This window comes from Actinosynnema sp. NPDC050436 (assembly GCF_040655415.1).
GTDB lineage: Bacteria > Actinomycetota > Actinomycetes > Mycobacteriales > Pseudonocardiaceae > Actinosynnema.
This window is the reverse complement of the sequence record NZ_JBFAJV010000004.1, coordinates 119,713-135,890: the sequence shown is the minus strand read 5'-3', so window position 1 is coordinate 135,890 and position 16,178 is coordinate 119,713. Positions and strand designations below refer to the sequence as shown.

Annotated in this window: 8 protein-coding genes; 4 read left to right on the top strand and 4 right to left on the bottom strand. The window is 74.1% G+C overall.

Features of this window, described 5'->3' with window-relative positions; translation table 11 throughout:
* Positions 1 to 49: 49 nt before the first annotated feature.
* The 3 genes from AB0I60_RS13160 to AB0I60_RS13150 all read right to left on the bottom strand — a co-directional run bounded on the left by AB0I60_RS13160 (position 50) and on the right by AB0I60_RS13150 (position 2,310).
* Entirely contained in the window at positions 50 to 1,114 is a 1,065-nt protein-coding gene (locus AB0I60_RS13160) for a cobalamin-independent methionine synthase II family protein (protein WP_360728870.1), read from the bottom strand.
* A 299-nt stretch (positions 1,115 to 1,413) separates the two neighbouring features.
* Positions 1,414 to 2,031, bottom strand: coding sequence for an alpha-ketoglutarate-dependent dioxygenase AlkB (locus tag AB0I60_RS13155; RefSeq protein ID WP_360728868.1), 618 nt, complete (start codon positions 2,029 to 2,031; stop codon positions 1,414 to 1,416).
* A gap of 114 nt (positions 2,032 to 2,145) precedes the next feature.
* Complete coding sequence (locus tag AB0I60_RS13150) at positions 2,146 to 2,310, bottom strand: hypothetical protein (protein WP_360728865.1); 165 nt, start codon at positions 2,308 to 2,310, stop codon at positions 2,146 to 2,148.
* Between the two features lie 408 nt (positions 2,311 to 2,718).
* On the opposite strand from AB0I60_RS13150, the gene icmF reads away from it, so the two are divergent.
* Together icmF and AB0I60_RS13140 are read left to right on the top strand one after the other, a co-directional pair.
* Complete coding sequence (icmF, locus tag AB0I60_RS13145) at positions 2,719 to 5,955, top strand: fused isobutyryl-CoA mutase/GTPase IcmF (protein WP_360728864.1); 3,237 nt, start codon at positions 2,719 to 2,721, stop codon at positions 5,953 to 5,955.
* 81 nt (positions 5,956 to 6,036) lie between these two features.
* Positions 6,037 to 7,218: a tetratricopeptide repeat protein gene (locus AB0I60_RS13140; protein ID WP_360728862.1), complete on the top strand. Its 1,182-nt coding sequence runs from the start codon at positions 6,037 to 6,039 to the stop codon at positions 7,216 to 7,218.
* A gap of 80 nt (positions 7,219 to 7,298) precedes the next feature.
* Here AB0I60_RS13140 and AB0I60_RS13135 read toward each other — a convergent pair whose 3' ends face one another.
* On the bottom strand, positions 7,299 to 9,314 hold the full coding sequence (locus AB0I60_RS13135) for a hypothetical protein (protein ID WP_360728859.1): 2,016 nt from the start codon (positions 9,312 to 9,314) through the stop codon (positions 7,299 to 7,301).
* A gap of 786 nt (positions 9,315 to 10,100) precedes the next feature.
* Here AB0I60_RS13135 and AB0I60_RS13130 point away from each other — a divergent pair.
* Positions 10,101 to 12,683 carry an ATP-binding protein gene (locus AB0I60_RS13130; protein ID WP_360728857.1) on the top strand — a complete coding sequence of 861 codons (2,583 nt, stop codon included), beginning with the start codon at positions 10,101 to 10,103 and terminating at the stop codon, positions 12,681 to 12,683.
* A 17-nt stretch (positions 12,684 to 12,700) separates the two neighbouring features.
* Positions 12,701 to 16,114 (top strand): DNA topoisomerase (ATP-hydrolyzing), encoded by a 3,414-nt coding sequence (locus tag AB0I60_RS13125; protein WP_360728855.1) that lies wholly within the window; start codon positions 12,701 to 12,703, stop codon positions 16,112 to 16,114.
* Positions 16,115 to 16,178 lie beyond the last annotated feature (64 nt).

Below are 16,178 nucleotides of genomic sequence, written 5' to 3'. Positions count from 1 at the left end.
ATGACCGCACGGTGGAAGTGGCCGGCGACCGCAACCGGGCTCCCCGGAGCTAGACGCCGAGGGCCTTCTCCGCCAGCTTCGTGCCCTCCACCCGCGCGGTGATCTTGGCGAAGGCGATGTCCCGGGAGGTCGACGTGTCGTCGGCGAACGGCGAGAAACCGCAGTCGTCGCAGGTGCCCAGCGCCTCCGCCGGGACGAACCTGGCCGCCTCCAGCACCTGGTCGCGGACCTGCTCCCGGGTCTCCACCACCGGGTTGATCGGGTCCGTCACGCCGATGAACAGCCGCCGGCCCTCGGGCAGCGAGTCCCGGATGACGCCCAGCGCCCGCTCCCGGTCGGCCTCGCCGGCCAGTTGCACGTAGTACGCGCCCGCGCGCAGCGTGAACAGGTCGGGCAGCAGTTCGGCGTAGTCCACGTCGGCGCTGTGCGTGGCGTCCCAGTCGCCGCCGGGGCAGGTGTGCACGCCGATCCGGGTGCGCTCGGCCTCGGAGAACCGGTCCAGCACCTGGTTGTTCAGCGCGATCAGGTCTTGCAGCAGGCCCTTGGACGGGTCGAGCTTGAGCGACAGCCGGGCTTCGGTGAAGTCGAGCTGGACGCTGTGCGCGCCACCCTCCAGGCAGCCCCGGATGTCGGCCTCGGCCTCGTCGAGCAGGTCGGCCACGAACTGCTCGCGCGGGTAGCCGTCGATCCCGTCCTGCGGGTAGAGCAGGCTCAGCGCGGACGGCGCGATCACCGCCTGCTTGACCGCCGCCGACGTGCGGGCCCGCGCGGCGCGCAGGTGGTCGGCGGCGCGCGCGCGGTAGCGGAACGGGCCGCTGGTCAGGCGGGGGAGCTGCCGGGTGTGGCCGTCGGAGAACGGCACCACCACCCCGTCCGGGGCCAGGTCGGCGATGCCCGCGACCGGGTAGGTCAGGAAGCTCGCCTTGCCCTGCTCGCCGTCGGTGACCACCGGTGAGCCGGTCTCCTCGAACCGGCGGACGGTGTCGGCGACCGCCCGGTCGGTGAGCGCCTGCAACGCCTCCGCGTCGATGGTGCCGGCGGCGAAGTCCTGCTGGCCCCGGATCAGCTCCGGCGGGCGCGGGATGCTGCCGATGGGCTCGGTGGGAATGCTCATGATCTCCCCTGGCACTGGTGGGCTGGCGGGTGCGCTGAGCGCGTCGGGCCGGGCGGCGTGGGGTGGAACAGTAGGGCGGTGATCAGCGCGCTGAGTACCGGTGGAGTGGTGAAGGGCCTCCGCCGATAAGGGGAACTGCGATCCGACACAGCGTTACCCGAGGCCGGCGCGGCACCGGGCGGACAGGCCGGCGAGGTGGCCGGACGGCCGCCGGACGGGGGCGGGTGCACGCGGCGCGGCCGGGTGACGCGGGGCCGCCGGGCGGGGGCCGGGGCGTGCAGCGGTGGGCCCGGCGGGGGTCAGCGGACGCCGCGCGGGCGGAACTGGATGCTGATGCGGGGGCCTGCCGGGCGGGTGGTCTTGGGCACCGCGTGCTCCCACGTCCGCTGGCACGAGCCGCCCATCACCACCAGGTCGCCGTGCCCCAGCGCGTACCGCACGGTCGCCCCGCCGCCGCGTGGCCGCAGCACGAGCGCGCGTGGAGCGCCCACCGACACGATCGCCACCATGGTGTCCTCCGTGCTGCCCCGGCCGACCGTGTCGCCGTGCCACGCGACGCTGTCCCGCCCGTCGCGGTAGTAGCACAGGCCGGCCGTCCGGAACGGTTCGCCCAGCTCGGCCGCGTACCGGTCGCTCAGCGCGTCGCGCGCCTCGGTCAGCACGGGGTGGGGGAGCGGCGCGCGTTCGCCGTAGAAGCACAGCAGGCGGGGCACGTCGACCACGCGCTCGTACATCTGCCGGCGCTCGCCGCGCCACGGCACGTCCGCCGCCAGGTGCCGGAACAGCGCGTCCGCGCCGGTCAGCCAGCCGGGCAGCACGTCGATCCACGCGCCGGCGCCGAGCACCGCGCGGCGCAGCCCGGTCAGCGGGCGCAGGCCGGGCGGCTCCGCGCCCGCGTCGAACAGCGACACCTGCATGGCCGGGAGCCTAGCCGAGGTCGAACACGTGTTCGACCGCAGTCAGGAATATTCCTGATCACTATTCCTTCAGTGCAGACTAAAGATCAGCCCGGTCGGCGGTCCGGCCCGTGGTCACGCGTCCGGTTCGGGCTTGCGCCTCCGGCCGCCGGTCCGCACCGGCTTGGCCGGGTCCTCGGCGGGCTTGGCCGCAGCGGCGGGCGGCTTGGCCTCGGTCTTCACCGGATGGTCGACGAGCAGCCGCGCGGCCAGCTCGTCGTAGATCGGTGTGCTGCTCATGGGCGGTCACGTACCCCTTTCAAGCGAAAGCTACACGCGCGTGCGACCAGGGGTACGGCCAGGGCTGGCAGGCGGATCAACGCCCGCCGGGACTCGCCGGCCCCGGATCGACCAGCGCGGAGGGTAATCGTTCCACAACGGACGGAGCGCTCGGCGCAGTGCCCCCGGTTGGGCTCGGCGTGTCGCACGTTGTCACAGCCCGTCCGGGTGAATTCGCCCGGCGGGAAGTCGGCCGTTGGAGTGATCGGCGGAGTGCCTGGGCGGCCGAGGGGCGCATGTGCCCTGGTGGTGGCACCGGCACCCCGGGCAAGTCGGGGCCGGGTGAGCCGGGCCACAGGACACTTGCACTTCCGATAGACGGATGTCCTAGTAATCTGAGGGCAGTTCCGCGATGCCGAAGGAGCCGTCGTGTCCACCGCTGCCCCGTTGCACACCCCAGAGCACCCGGTCCGCTTCGTCACGGCGGCGAGCCTGTTCGACGGCCACGACGCGGCGATCAACATCATGCGCCGCATCCTCCAGTCGCAGGGTGCCGAGGTCATCCACCTCGGGCATAACCGCTCGGTGCGCGAGGTCGTCGCGGCCGCCGTGCAGGAGGACGTCCAGGGTATCGCGATCAGCGCGTACCAGGGCGGGCACGTCGAGTACTTCAGCTACCTGGTCGAACTGCTCGCCGAACGCGGCGCGGGGCACATCAAGGTGTTCGGCGGCGGTGGCGGCGTGATCGTGCCGGAGGAGATCGAGCTGCTGCACTCGCGCGGCGTGGCGCGGATCTTCTCGCCGGGCGACGGTCAGCAGCTCGGCCTGGCCCGGATGATCAACTCCATGGTCGAGGCGTGCGACCACGAGTTGGCCACCGAGCCCCCGTCGTCCTGGGACGGCCTGTTCACCGGCTCGGACGACGTGCTGGCCCGCGCGATCACCCTGATCGAGGCCGGGAAGCTGCCGGCGGAGCTGAAGGCCCGGCTGGAGCAGGCCGCGCGGCCGGTGCCCGTGCTGGGCATCACCGGCACCGGCGGCTCCGGCAAGTCGTCGCTGACCGACGAGCTGGTCCGCCGGTTCCGGCTGGACCAGGAGGACAAGCTGCGGATCGCCGTGCTGGCGATCGACCCGACCCGGCGGCGCGGCGGCGGCGCGCTGCTGGGCGACCGCATCCGGATGAACTGCCTGGAGGGCGACCGGGTGTTCTTCCGGTCGCTGGCGACCCGGCGCGCGGGCAGCGAGGTGCCCGACGGCCTGTCGGACGCCATCCTGGCGTGCAAGGCGGCCGGTTTCGACCTGGTGGTGGTGGAGACGCCCGGCATCGGCCAGGGCGACGCGGCCATCGTGCCGTTCGTGGACCACTCGCTGTACGTGATGACGCCGGAGTTCGGCGCCGCGTCGCAGCTCGAGAAGATCGACATGCTCGACTTCGCCGACGCGGTGGCGATCAACAAGTTCGAGCGGCGGGGCGCGGAGGACGCGCGCCGGGACGTGGCCCGCCAGTTGGTGCGCAACCGCGAGGCGTTCGGCGCCTCGTGGGAGGACATGCCGGTCTTCGGCACGTCGGCGGCGACGTTCAACGACGACGGCGTCACGGCGCTGTACCTGCACCTGCGCGACGAGCTGGTGGCGCGCGGGCTGGAGGTGTCGCCGGGTGCGCTGCTGCCGGTGGCGGGCAAGGTCTCCACGGCGGCGTCGACGGTCGTGCCGGCCTCGAAGGCCCGGTACCTGGCGGAGATCGCGGAGACCGTGCGGGGCTACCACCGGGCGACCGAGACGCACGTGGACGCGGTGCGCCGGGCCGCGCACCTGCGGGCCGCGCGCGACGAGCTGGCCGCCGCCGGGCACGACACCGGGCCGGTGTCGGAGCTGCTGGCCAAGGCGGAGAAGCACGTGGACGGGGTGTCCTCGGAGCTGCTGGAGGCGTGGCCGGGGGTGGTCGAGGACTACAGCGGCGACGAGCTGGTGGTCCGGGTGCGGGACCGGGAGATCCACACCCGGTTGACGCGGGAGACGTTGTCGGGCAACAAGGTCCGCCGGGTGGCGCTGCCGCGCCACGACGACGACGGCACGCTGCTGCGCTTCCTGCGCAAGGAGAACCTGCCGGGCCACTTCCCGTACACGGCGGGCGTGTTCCCGTTCAAGCGGGACGGCGAGGACCCGGCGCGGATGTTCGCGGGCGAGGGCGACGCGTTCCGCACGAACCGCCGGTTCAAGTACCTGTCCCAGGGGTCGGAGGCGACCCGGCTGTCGACGGCGTTCGACTCGGTGACGCTCTACGGCCGAGACCCGGACACCCCGCCGGACGTCTACGGGAAGATCGGCACGTCCGGGGTGTCCATCGCAACCCTGGACGACATGAAGGCGCTCTACGACGGCTTCGAGCTGACCGCGCCCACCACGTCGGTGTCGATGACCATCAACGGCCCCGCGCCGACCATCCTGGCGTTCTTCCTCAACACGGTGGTCGACCAGCGGGTCGACGCGTTCCGCGCGGCGGAGGGCCGGGAGCCGACGGAGGAGGAGGCGGCGCAGCTCAAGGCGTGGGCGCTGGCGAACGTGCGCGGCACGGTGCAGGCCGACATCCTCAAGGAGGACCAGGGCCAGAACACCTGCATCTTCTCCACCGAGTTCTCGCTGCGGATGATGGCCGACATCCAGGAGTGGTTCATCCGGCAGAAGGTCCGCAACTTCTACTCGGTGTCGATCTCCGGGTACCACATCGCCGAGGCGGGCGCGAACCCCATCAGCCAGCTCGCCTTCACGCTGGCCAACGGGTTCACCTACGTGGAGTCGTACCTGGCGCGCGGGATGGACGTGGACGACTTCGCGCCGAACCTGTCGTTCTTCTTCTCCAACGGGATGGACGCCGAGTACAGCGTGATCGGCCGGGTGGCGCGGCGGATCTGGGCGGTGGCGATGCGCGAGCGCTACGGCGCGAACGAGCGCTCGCAGAAGTTCAAGTACCACGTGCAGACCTCGGGTCGTTCGCTGCACGCGCAGGAGATGGACTTCAACGACATCCGCACCACGCTCCAGGCGCTGTGCGCGTTGTACGACAACTGCAACTCGCTGCACACCAACGCCTACGACGAGGCGATCACCACGCCGACCGAGTCGTCGGTGCGCCGCGCGATGGCCATCCAGCTCATCATCAACAAGGAGTGGGGCCTGTCGTCGAACGAGAACCCGTTGCAGGGCTCGTTCGTCATCGACGAGCTGACCGACCTGGTCGAGGAGGCCGTGCTGGTCGAGTTCGACCGGCTCTCCGAGCGCGGCGGCGTGCTGGGCGCGATGGAGACCGGCTACCAGCGGGGTCGCATCCAGGACGAGTCGATGCTCTACGAGCAGCGCAAGCACGACGGCTCGCTGCCGCTGGTCGGCGTGAACACGTTCCTGCCGGAGAACGGCGAGCGCGAGCACGTGACGATCGAGCTGGCGCGGGCGACCGAGGACGAGAAGCGCTCGCAGGTCGAGCGGACCAGGGCGTTCGCCGCCGCGCACGCTGAGGAGGCCGAGCCCGCGCTGCGCCGGCTCAAGGAGGCCGCGCAGTCCGGCGAGAACGTGTTCGCGGTGCTGATGGACGCGGCCCGGGTGTGCACGCTGGGCCAGGTCACCGAGGCGTTCTTCGAGGTGGGCGGGCAGTACCGGCGCAACGTCTGACCGTTGCCGGGCAGCCCGGGACGGGGCTGCCCGGCATTCGGCGGGTCCCGGGTCGCCGGGGTGCGGGACAGTGGTGGCGTGATGGTCGTGCCGCCCTACGCGCCCGATCCGGGGCCGCGCGCGCTGGCGCTGAGGCTGGCCGCGCTGGCGTCGGCGGGCGTGCCGGTGCGCTGCCCGGTGTGGTTGGGGCTGGGTGCGCCGGACGCCGGGTCGTCCCGGCTGGCCGAGGTGACCCACGCCGTCGCCCGGCACCTCGCGGACGGCACCGGTGGCGTGCTGCCCCGCTTCAACACCAACCCGTACCCGGCGACCAGGGTGTTCGCGGCGGCCAGCCGGGGCAGGCTGGACGCGCTGGGCCCGGACATGGCGGCGTTCCCGCCGGACCTGGCCGCGCCGCTGTGGTGGCGGGTGCTGGACCGGGTGCGCGCCGGGCACGATCCCGTGGTCGCGGCGGACCTGCTGCTGCGGCTGGGCTACCAGCGGCACGCGGCGGACGTGCTCGGGATGGGGGAGCCCTCGGCGGGCGGGTTGGGGGCGGAGGGGTTCACGGCGGGGCGCGCGGTCAAGCAACTGGCCGTGCTGTTCTGGTCGCGGCCTTCGTCGGCCGGGGTGGAGGCGCTGGCCCTGGCCGGGGCGCGGTCCGACCTGCCGGCCGCCGAGCGGCACGCGCTGGCGCTGTTCGTGCTGGTCCGCAACGGCCGCCGGGGCACCGGGACGGCCGCGCTGCACGAGGCCGCCGCGATCGTCCGGGCGACCGCCCCGGACGAGCCGCTGGTGCGCCAGGCGCACTTCCGGGCGCTGGCGTTCGTGCCGTTCCTGGCCGGGGACGTGGCGGGGACCTGGGACCTGCTCGACCGGGCGCTGGCCGAGCAGCGGTCGGTGCGGCCGGGTACCGGGCTGGACCGCCTGGCGTGGGACGACTACGCCTACCCGCTGCACGAGACCATCGCGCGCACCCACCTGCGGACCGGGCAGCCGGACCGGGCGGTGGAGGCGACCGGGGAGCTGGTCGGGCTCAGCCCGGGCGACCCCCGCACGTGGGCGATCCGGGGTGACGCGCTGCTCGCGGCGGACCGCCCGGAGGAGGCCGTGCACGCGTGTGCCCGGGGGGTCGCGCTGGGCGGTCTGCCCGCCGCCCGCGCCGCGTTCTACCGGGGCTGGGCGCTGGCCCGCCTGGGCCGCGCGCGGGAGGCGGCCGAGTCCTACCGCCTGTCCCGGCGGATCGACCCGACCGCGCCCGTGGTGGCCTCGGCCCTGGCCTGACCCGTCGCCGGGCGACCCGACGCCCACCGACCCGGCTCGTGAGCCGGTTCCGCGAGCCAGGCCGGGTGCGGGGGTCCGGGTCAGGCGTGGGCGCGAGCGGCGTTGCGCAGGGCCACGGCGGCCCGTTCGAGGCTGCCCAGGACGCCCGGCGGCAGCTCGTGGTGGCGGCCGACGACCTCCTGGACCATCACCTGCATCGGCGCGGACTCCTCCGCCTCGACCACCGCCAGCACCTTGAACGCGGTGCCCGGCGGGAACACCACCCGCTCCTGCACCAGGCTGCCGAACGAGTCGACCACGTGCACCTGCCGCCCGGTCACCGACCAGACGAGGAACTCGACCCGGCCGTCCACCGGCACCACCGGGCCCGCCACCGTGCTCAGCACCCCGTGCTCGACCAGCACGTCACCGGTCCGGAACGCGCGCGGCTCGCCCCAGCACACCGTCACGCCCTGGTGCGCCGGCAGCCGGCGCAGCCCGGACACGACCCCGGCCGCGTACGGCCACAGCCTGCCCAGCCGGCCCGAGCGCAGCGCCTCGACCATGACCTCCTCGTCCTGCTGGAGGCACGCCGACACCGCCGCCAGGTCGGTCACCACCGCCTCGAACGCCTCCGGGTCCTCCGGGCGCTCCTCGATGTGCCGGCACGCCACGGCCGCGTGCTCGCCGTACCGCTCGCCGAGCATCCGGCGCAGCGCGTCGCGCTCCGGCTCGGTGCTGCGGTGGTCCGGCGGCACGACCTCGTCGCCGGTCTGCTCGCCCCACACCGGGGCGGGCGGGGGCGGCAGCGGGCCGTCGAGGCTTATCGGCACCGGGTCGCCGCCCTCGGCGGCCGGCGCGGGCTCCTCCTCGGCGACCGGCGGCCTCGGCAGCGGCGTCGGGTCGCAGAACACGACCTTGAGCAGCCGGCGCACCTCCGGCTCCAGGCGTTCCACCAGCGACGCGCCCGCCACCGCGACCGCGCCGGCGGTGGTCTTGCCGGGCGTGCCGACGGTCAGCCGGGCCCACTCCGGGTCGACCGGCAGCGCCCGCACCTCCGGCCCGTTGTCCTCCGCGTCGCGCACCCACAGGCCGGACGGCACGACTTCCAGCACCACCCCGCCGCCCAGGTCGAACACGCCGGGCCCGCGCTCCACCAGGCCCGGCACCGGCACCCGGTAGCCGGACACGACCGGCACACCGCCCGCCGTGTACGCCACCTCGGTCACGTAAGGCCGCCACGTCTGCTGGCCGCGCGGGTTGACCGCCACGACCGCCGCGCCGTTGCGCAGCGAGCCCACCGGCAACCCCGTGTAGAGGGCGATCGGCTCGCCGACCTGGTCGGCCACCGCCTGGCCCTGGTGCTCGCCGCCGTACCAGACCAGCCGCACCCGCGACCGGGCCGCCGACGGCAGCCCGCCCAGCAGCCGGCACACCTCGTCGGTCGGGATCTGCGGCTGGCCGGGACCGCCGACCACGACGGTCAGCACGGTGTCCCGGCACGGCAGGCCCACGATCGGCCGGGCGTCCGGCGCGGCCGGGTCGAACGGCACCCGCTGCGCGCGCAGCCACAGCCCCGCCGGGATCGGCTCGGACACGCCCACCTCGCCGGTCGGCCACGGCGAGTTCGGGTCCACCGCCTCCCAGTGCGGCACCGGGAAGCGCCGGCCCATCGGCATCGGCGACCCGCCGGGCACGAACCGCAGCCAGCTCCCGTACCCGCCGGTGCCCACCACGAACGCCGCGCCGGGCACGGTGGTCACCGCGCCGTCCGCCGCGACCACCTCCGCGCCGAGCTGCTCGGCCAGCCACTGGGCGGGCGCGGTCGGCCGCATGGTGCCCGCGTGCGAGGTCATCAGCCGGACCGGGCCGCGCCCCTGGAGCGCCGCCGCCACGGCCGGCCAGAACGCCGCCTCGTCACCGGGCGGGAAGTCCACCACGACCACGGTCCGGCCCCGGTCCACCGGCAGGCCCCGCGCCAGGTTCGCCGCCGCCGCGCCCGGCCCGCCGGGCGGCCCCACGACCAGCGCGGCCCCGGCGAAGGAGGCCGAGAACTGCGCCGGGGCGGGCGCGGGTTCGCGCTCGACCGGGGGCGGTTCGGGTGGTGGGGCTGCCACCACAGGCTCCTTCGGCACGGCTGCGGCACGTCGGAACATCACGGCGTCCGATCACCTCCATGCAGACTGCGCGGAACGCCCGCACTCTACGCGGAACGGGGGTGGGTACGGCCAGGCACGAACTGCGCGACCGGGGGTTACGCCCGCCCCGTGTGGCCCCCGCCACCCCGCACGGGCCGTTCCCGCTCGCAGGTGCCCCCGGTCGGCCCAACGGGCGGGATGCTTCCCCGGCTCGCGCCCGAGGGGGTCACCGACCGGTCGGTGCGCTGCGCTGTCCGCGCGCCGGACGTGCCGGCATCTGCCTCGCGCTCCCGACGCGCCGGCCGGCCTGTGAGGTGCCCTTGGCGTGCCCGCGCCGGCCGACCTGCCCACCGCCTGGCCTACCAGGCGGTGGGGCGCGGTCGACCTGGCGCGCGTCGGCCCCGGCGGGACCGGGGCCGCCGGGGCGAAGCTCCACTCCCGACTCCGGCTGCGGGAACACCGACGGCTCCACGGCCAAGCCCTCGGCGGCGCAGTTGCGGTCCGGCCGCACCCGCCGGTCCACAGTGGACCACCGGGGCCGGGCACCTCCGCGCCCCGACCGGTGGTGCCCGCCCGGCCCGGATCGCCGCCGCTGCGTCACGGGCGGTCACCAGCGCGTGTACGGTCGGGGGCGCGGGACCGGGTCCGCGCCACCTCCGCGACGCGCTCGCGGCGTCGTCTGGTCGGCCGATTGTCGGACCCGGAAGTTACCCTGCACTACCGTGAACCGCTTCGAGCACGCCAAGACCTGGGGAGAACGACCCGGTGACCGCTGAGATCCTTTACGGGGCCGACGACCTGACCCACCTCGAAGGTCTGGAAGCGGTTCGCAAGCGCCCCGGCATGTACATCGGCTCCACCGACAGCCGGGGGATCAACCACCTGTTCACCGAGGTGGTGGACAACTCCACGGACGAGGGCGTGGCCGGCCACGCGACCAAGGTCGTGGTCACCCTGCACACCGACGGCAGCGTCCAGGTCGACGACGACGGCCGGGGCATCCCCACCGGCACGCACGCCAAGTCCGGGCTGTCCGGCGTCGAGCTGGTGCTGACCCGGCTGCACGCCGGCGGCAAGTTCGGCGGTTCCGGCTACAAGACCTCCGGCGGCCTGCACGGCGTCGGCGCGTCCGCCGTCAACGCGCTCTCGCACCGCTTCGACGTGACGGTGCTGCGCGAGGGCAAGAAGCACGAGATGTCCTTCGCGCACGGCGTGCCGGGCACGTTCGCCGGCCCCGGCCCGAAGGCGGCCTTCACCCGCGAGTCGGGCCTGCGCGTGACCGGCCGCACCCGGCGCACCGGCACCTCCATCCGCTACTGGTACGACGCCCGCTACTTCGAGAACGGCGCGAAGCTCGACGTCGAGGCGGTCCGCGCCAAGCTGCGCAACACCGCGTTCCTGGTGCCCGGCGTGACCTACGTGCTGCGCGACGCGACCGGCGGCGCGGTGGTCGAGGAGACCTTCCACTACCCCGGCGGCCTGTCCGACATGGTCGACTTCCTGGCCCCGGCCAACGACAAGCCGGTCTCCGGCACGCTGCTGATCAACGGTGCCGGCGTCTACCACGAGAACGCGGCCGACGAGAACGGCGTGATGCGCTCCAAGGTCGAGCGCCACGCCGAGGTCGAGATCGCGCTGCGCTGGGGCACCGGCTACGAGCGCACGGTGGAGTGCTTCACCAACACGATCCGCAACGTGCACGGCGGCACCCACCGCCGGGGTTTCGAGCGGGCCGTGCTCAAGGCGGTGCAGGAGGCGATCGGCAGGACGCGGGGCCTGCTCAAGCCCAAGGAGGACCCGCCCACCCTGGACGACGTGCTGGAGGGCATGACGGCGGTGGTGCACGTCCGCATCCCGGAGCCGCAGTTCACCTCCCAGACCAAGGACGAGCTGTCCACGGCCGGCATCACCAAGGTCGCGCTCGGCGTGGTCGACAAGCACCTCAAGGCGTGGACCGAGGACCGCCGCACCAAGTCCGAGGCCAAGGTCGTCCTGCAGAAGGTGGTGGACGCCTCCCGCGTCCGCCTGACCCAGAAGCAGCAGAAGGACGCGGCCCGCCGCAAGACCGCCCTCGAAGGCGCGGCCATGCCGCCCAAGCTGGTCGACTGCCGCACCACGGGCGTGGCGCGCAGCGAGCTGTTCCTGGTGGAGGGCGACAGCGCGCTGGGCTGCTTCACCGGGGACACCCGGGTGGCGCTCGCGTCCGGCGGCTCGCTGCCCTTCGCCGAGCTGGCGGCGGACTGGCGGCGCGGCGTCCGCCACCTCGGCTACGCCACCGACCGCGCCGGCCACGCGGTGGTGGTCCCGCTGGTCGAGCCGAGGCTGACCAGGCGCGCCGCGCCGCTGGTCCGGGTGGCGCTGGACGACGGCCGGTCGGTCCGCTGCACCCCGGACCACCTGTTCCGGCTGGGCGACGGCTCCTACCGCCGCGCCGACCTGCTCCAGCCCGGTGACGCGCTGATGTCGCTGCACCACCCGCCGGTCGCCGGCGCGGCGGACGACCACGCCGCCTCCGCGGGGCGGTGGCCGGCCTCGCACCGGGCCGCCGGTCGCGTCCGGGTTGCCGGGTCGGTGGCCCTCGCCGACCGGCCGGACGGCGACCGCACCGTGGCGTCGGTGCAGCCGCTGCCCGGGACGGCCGACGTGTACGACCTGACCGTGGACGGCCACCACAACTTCGCGCTGGCGGCCGGCGTCTTCGTCCACAACAGCGCGCGGATGGCCCGGGTCTCGGAGTACCAGGCGCTGCTGCCGCTGCGCGGCAAGATCCTCAACGTGCAGAAGGCCAGCCTCGCCGACACCCTGCGCAACGCCGAGATCGCGTCCATCGTGCAGGTGCTCGGCGCGGGCACCGGGCGGACGTTCGACCTGGCCACCATGCGCTACGGCCGGGTGATCCTGATGGCCGACGCGGACGTCGACGGCTCGCACATCCGGACCCTGCTGATCACCCTGTTCGCCAAGTACATGCGGCCGGTGATCGAGGACGGCCGGCTGTACGCGGCCATGCCGCCGCTGCACAAGGTGGTCACCAGGGGGCGCAACCCGGAGACGCGCTTCACCTTCACCCAGCGGGAGATGGAGCAGACCGTCGCGCGGCTGGAGAAGGCGGGCAAGACCGTCGTCAAGCCGGTGCCCCGGTTCAAGGGCCTCGGCGAGATGGACGCCGAGGAGCTGTGGGAGACCACGATGAACCCGGCGACCCGGTCCGTCCGGCGCATCACCATGCACGACGCGGAGGCCGCGGAGGCCGCGTTGGAGCTGCTGATGGGCGAGAAGGTGGAGCCGCGCCGGGCGTGGCTCGTCGAGTCGGCCGCCCGGGTCGACCAGTCCGCGATCGACGTCTGAACGCAGGAGAGACTCCAGTGGCACGCCGCAAGACCCCCACGACCAGGGTCGACCCGTCCGCCTTCGACCGGGCGGGCGCGCAGGTGTTCGACAACTCGCTGACCACCGAGATCGAGGACTCCTACCTGGAGTACGCCTACTCGGTGATCCACTCGCGGGCGCTGCCCGACGCGCGGGACGGGCTCAAGCCGGTGCACCGCCGGATCCTGTTCTCGATGAACGAGCAGGGCCACCGGCCGACCAGCCCGTACGTCAAGTCCTCCCGCGTGGTCGGCGACTGCTTCGTGCGCGGCGCGCTGGTGTCCACCCCGGACGGCCTGCGCCCGATCGAGGAGGTCGAGGTCGGCGACCGGGTGCTGGACGGCGCGGGCCTGCCGGTGCCGGTCGTGCAGACCTACCGCAACCCGGTGTCCGAGCTGGTCCGGGTGACCTGGGCCAACGGCGACGCGCTGCGGGTCACGCCCGGTCAGCGCTTCCGCACCGGCCCCGACGAGTGGACCGCCGCGCGGGACCTGGCGGGCAAGCGGACGCTGGCGTTCGGCGCGGACCGGCACGCGACCCTGGTCGCGGCGGGCGGTGACGCGGAGGCGTACGTGCTGGGCCTGGTCGCCGCGGCGGGCGTGGTCGAGGACGGCCGGGTGCGCTTGGCGCTGCCCGTCGCCGAGCCGGTGGACGACGCGCACGGCTGGGCGATCGCCCGGGGCCTGGCGGTCTCCCGCGACAAGTACGAGTCCGCCGGCGTCGACCACCACGTGCTGACCTTCGCGCCGGACCCGGTGCTGTTCGCCGCCACGGCGGGCACCCCGGCCCCGGTGCTGTCCGACCGCTCCCGCTGGACGCCGTTCCTGGCCGGCCTGTTCGACGCCGCCGGGCAGGTGCGCGACGGCCGCGCGATCGGGTTCGCCGACCTCGGTGACGGGGTGGCCGCGCTGCTCGCGGACGCGGGCCTGCGCGGCGAGCGCGCGGCGGACGGCCGGTGGGTTGCGGGCCGGGGCGCGGCGGCGCTGGCGGCGGCGCTGCTGCGCTGGGCGAAGACCCGCCACGAGCAGCTGGTCGAGGTGGTCCGGGCCGGCCGCGAGGCCGATCCGGCCGAGCCGGTGGCCCACTGCGCGGTGGTGTCGGTCGAGCCGGTCGCGCCGGAGGAGACCTTCGACGTCCAGGTCGGCACCGACGAGCACGCGTTCGTCGTGGCCGGCCAGGTCGTGCACAACTGCATGGGCAAGTACCACCCGCACGGCGACACCGCGATCTACGACGCGATGGTGCGCCTGGCCCAGGACTTCTCGCTGAACACCCCGCTGGTCGACGGCCACGGCAACTTCGGCTCCCCGGACGACGGCCCGGCCGCCAGCCGGTACACCGAGGCGCGCATGTCGCCGGCCGCGATGCTGCTGGTGGGCGAGCTGGACGAGGACACGGTCGACTTCCGGCCGAACTACGACGGGTCGCTCCAGGAGCCGTCGGTGCTGCCCGCGTCGTTCCCGAACCTGCTGGTCAACGGCACGTCCGGGATCGCGGTCGGGATGGCGACGAACATGATCCCGCACAACCTCGGCGAGGTCGTCGCGGCGGCGCGGTGGCTGGTGTCGCACCCGGACGCGTCGCTGGACAAGCTGATGGAGTTCGTCCCCGGCCCCGACCTGCCGACCGGCGGGGTGCTGCTCGGGCTGGACGAGGTGCGCAAGGCGTACGAGACCGGGCGCGGCGTGGTGCGGATGCGGGCCAAGGTGGAGACCGGGCTGCTGGAGGGCAGTCGCGGCCGGCAGGCGATCACGATCACCGAGCTGCCCTACGGCGTCGGCCCGGAGAAGATCATCGAGAAGATCACCGACGAGGTGACCAAGTCCAAGCGGCTGACCGGGATCGCGGACGTCAAGGACCTGACCGACCGGGAGAACGGCGTCCGGGTCGTCATCGAGTGCAAGGTGGGCGTGAACCCGCAGGCGCTGCTGGCCGACCTGTACCGGCTGACGCCGATGGAGCAGTCGTTCGGCATCAACAACCTGGTGCTGGTGGACGGGCAGCCCCGGACGCTGGGGCTCAAACCGCTGCTGGAGGTGTTCCTCTCCCACCGGTACGAGGTGGTCACCCGCCGCACGCGCTACCGGCGGCGCAAGCGCGAGGACCGGCTGCACCTGGTGGAGGGCCTGCTCAAGGCGCTGCTCGACATCGACAAGGTGATCAAGCTCATCCGTGGCAGCGAGAACGCGCAGGCCGCGAAGGAGGGCTTGGTGAAGTCGTTCAAGCTCTCCGAGGTCCAGGCCACCTACATCCTGGACACGCCGCTGCGCCGGCTGACCCGCTACGACTCGATCGAGCTGGAGGCCGAGCAGGCCCGGCTGCGCGAGGAGATCGCCGAGCTGTCGAAGATCCTCGACGACGAGCGCGAGCTGAAGAAGGTCGTGTCGGCGGAGCTGGCGAAGGTGGCCAAGGACCTCCGGCAGGAGCGCCGCACGGTGCTGCTCGACGGCGACCTCAAGGAGGTGCTGGCCGCGTCGAAGCCGGCCGGGCCGCTGGAGGTGGCCGACGACCCGTGCCAGGTGGTGCTGTCGGCGACCGGGCTGGTGGCGCGCACGGCCGCCGAGTCGGAGGAGGCTTCGGAGGCCCGCAGGCGCAACGGCCGGGTGAAGCACGACGCGGTGGCCGCGACCGTGCACACGACGGCGCGCGGCCAGGTGCTGCTGGTGACCAACCGGGGCCGGGCGGTGAAGACCGACGTGCTGCCGCTGCCGGTGCTGCCGGAGCAGAGCGGGACGGTGTCGCTCAGCGGCGGCATGGCCGCGAGCGAGCTGGTCGACCTGGCCGGGGGCGAGCGGGTGGTGGGCATCGCGCCGCTGTCGGACACCGGGTCGCCGGGCCTGGCGCTGGGCACCCGGCAGGGCGTGGTGAAGGTGTGCGCGCCGGAGTGGCCGGTGCGGTCGGACGAGTTCGAGGTGATCACCCTCAAGGAGGGTGACGAGGTGGTCGGCGCGACCTGGCTGGGCAGCGCCGACGAGGCGCTGGTGTTCGTGTCGTCGGAGGCGTCGCTGCTGCGCTACGGCGCGTCGCTGGTCCGGCCGCAGGGGCTGCGCGGCGGCGGCATGGCGGGGATCACCCTGCCGGCGGGCGCGCGCGTGGTGTTCTTCGGCGCGGTGCGGACCGACGACGACGAGCACGGCGAGCCGATGGTGGTGACCTCGACCGGGCAGAGCGTGAAGGTGACGCCGTTCGCGGAGTACCCGGCGAAGGGCCGGGCGACCGGTGGGGTGCGCGCGCACCGGTTCCTCAAGGGGGAGAACGGGTTGGTGCTGGCGTGGGTCGGCCCGAGGCCGGCGGGCGCGGCGACCAACGGCTCACCGGTGGAGCTGCCGGAGGTGGACGCCCGGCGGGACGGGTCGGGCCACGCCCACCCGGGCCCGGACGTGGTGGGGCACCTGGTCGAGCGGAGCTGAACCGCACCCGTCCGGCGCGCGGTGCGTCGCCGGACGGGGACCGACCCCGACGGGGACCGACCCC

Bases quoted from the DNA above. Each gene is read 5' to 3' on its own strand.
- AB0I60_RS13140 (WP_360728862.1), top strand. From the start codon at position 6,037: ATGGTCGTGCCGCCCTACGCGCCCGATCCGGGGCCGCGCGCGCTGGCG.
- AB0I60_RS13150 (WP_360728865.1), bottom strand. From the start codon at position 2,310: ATGAGCAGCACACCGATCTACGACGAGCTGGCCGCGCGGCTGCTCGTC.
- AB0I60_RS13160 (WP_360728870.1), bottom strand. From the start codon at position 1,114: ATGAGCATTCCCACCGAGCCCATCGGCAGCATCCCGCGCCCGCCGGAG.
- AB0I60_RS13155 (WP_360728868.1), bottom strand. From the start codon at position 2,031: ATGCAGGTGTCGCTGTTCGACGCGGGCGCGGAGCCGCCCGGCCTGCGC.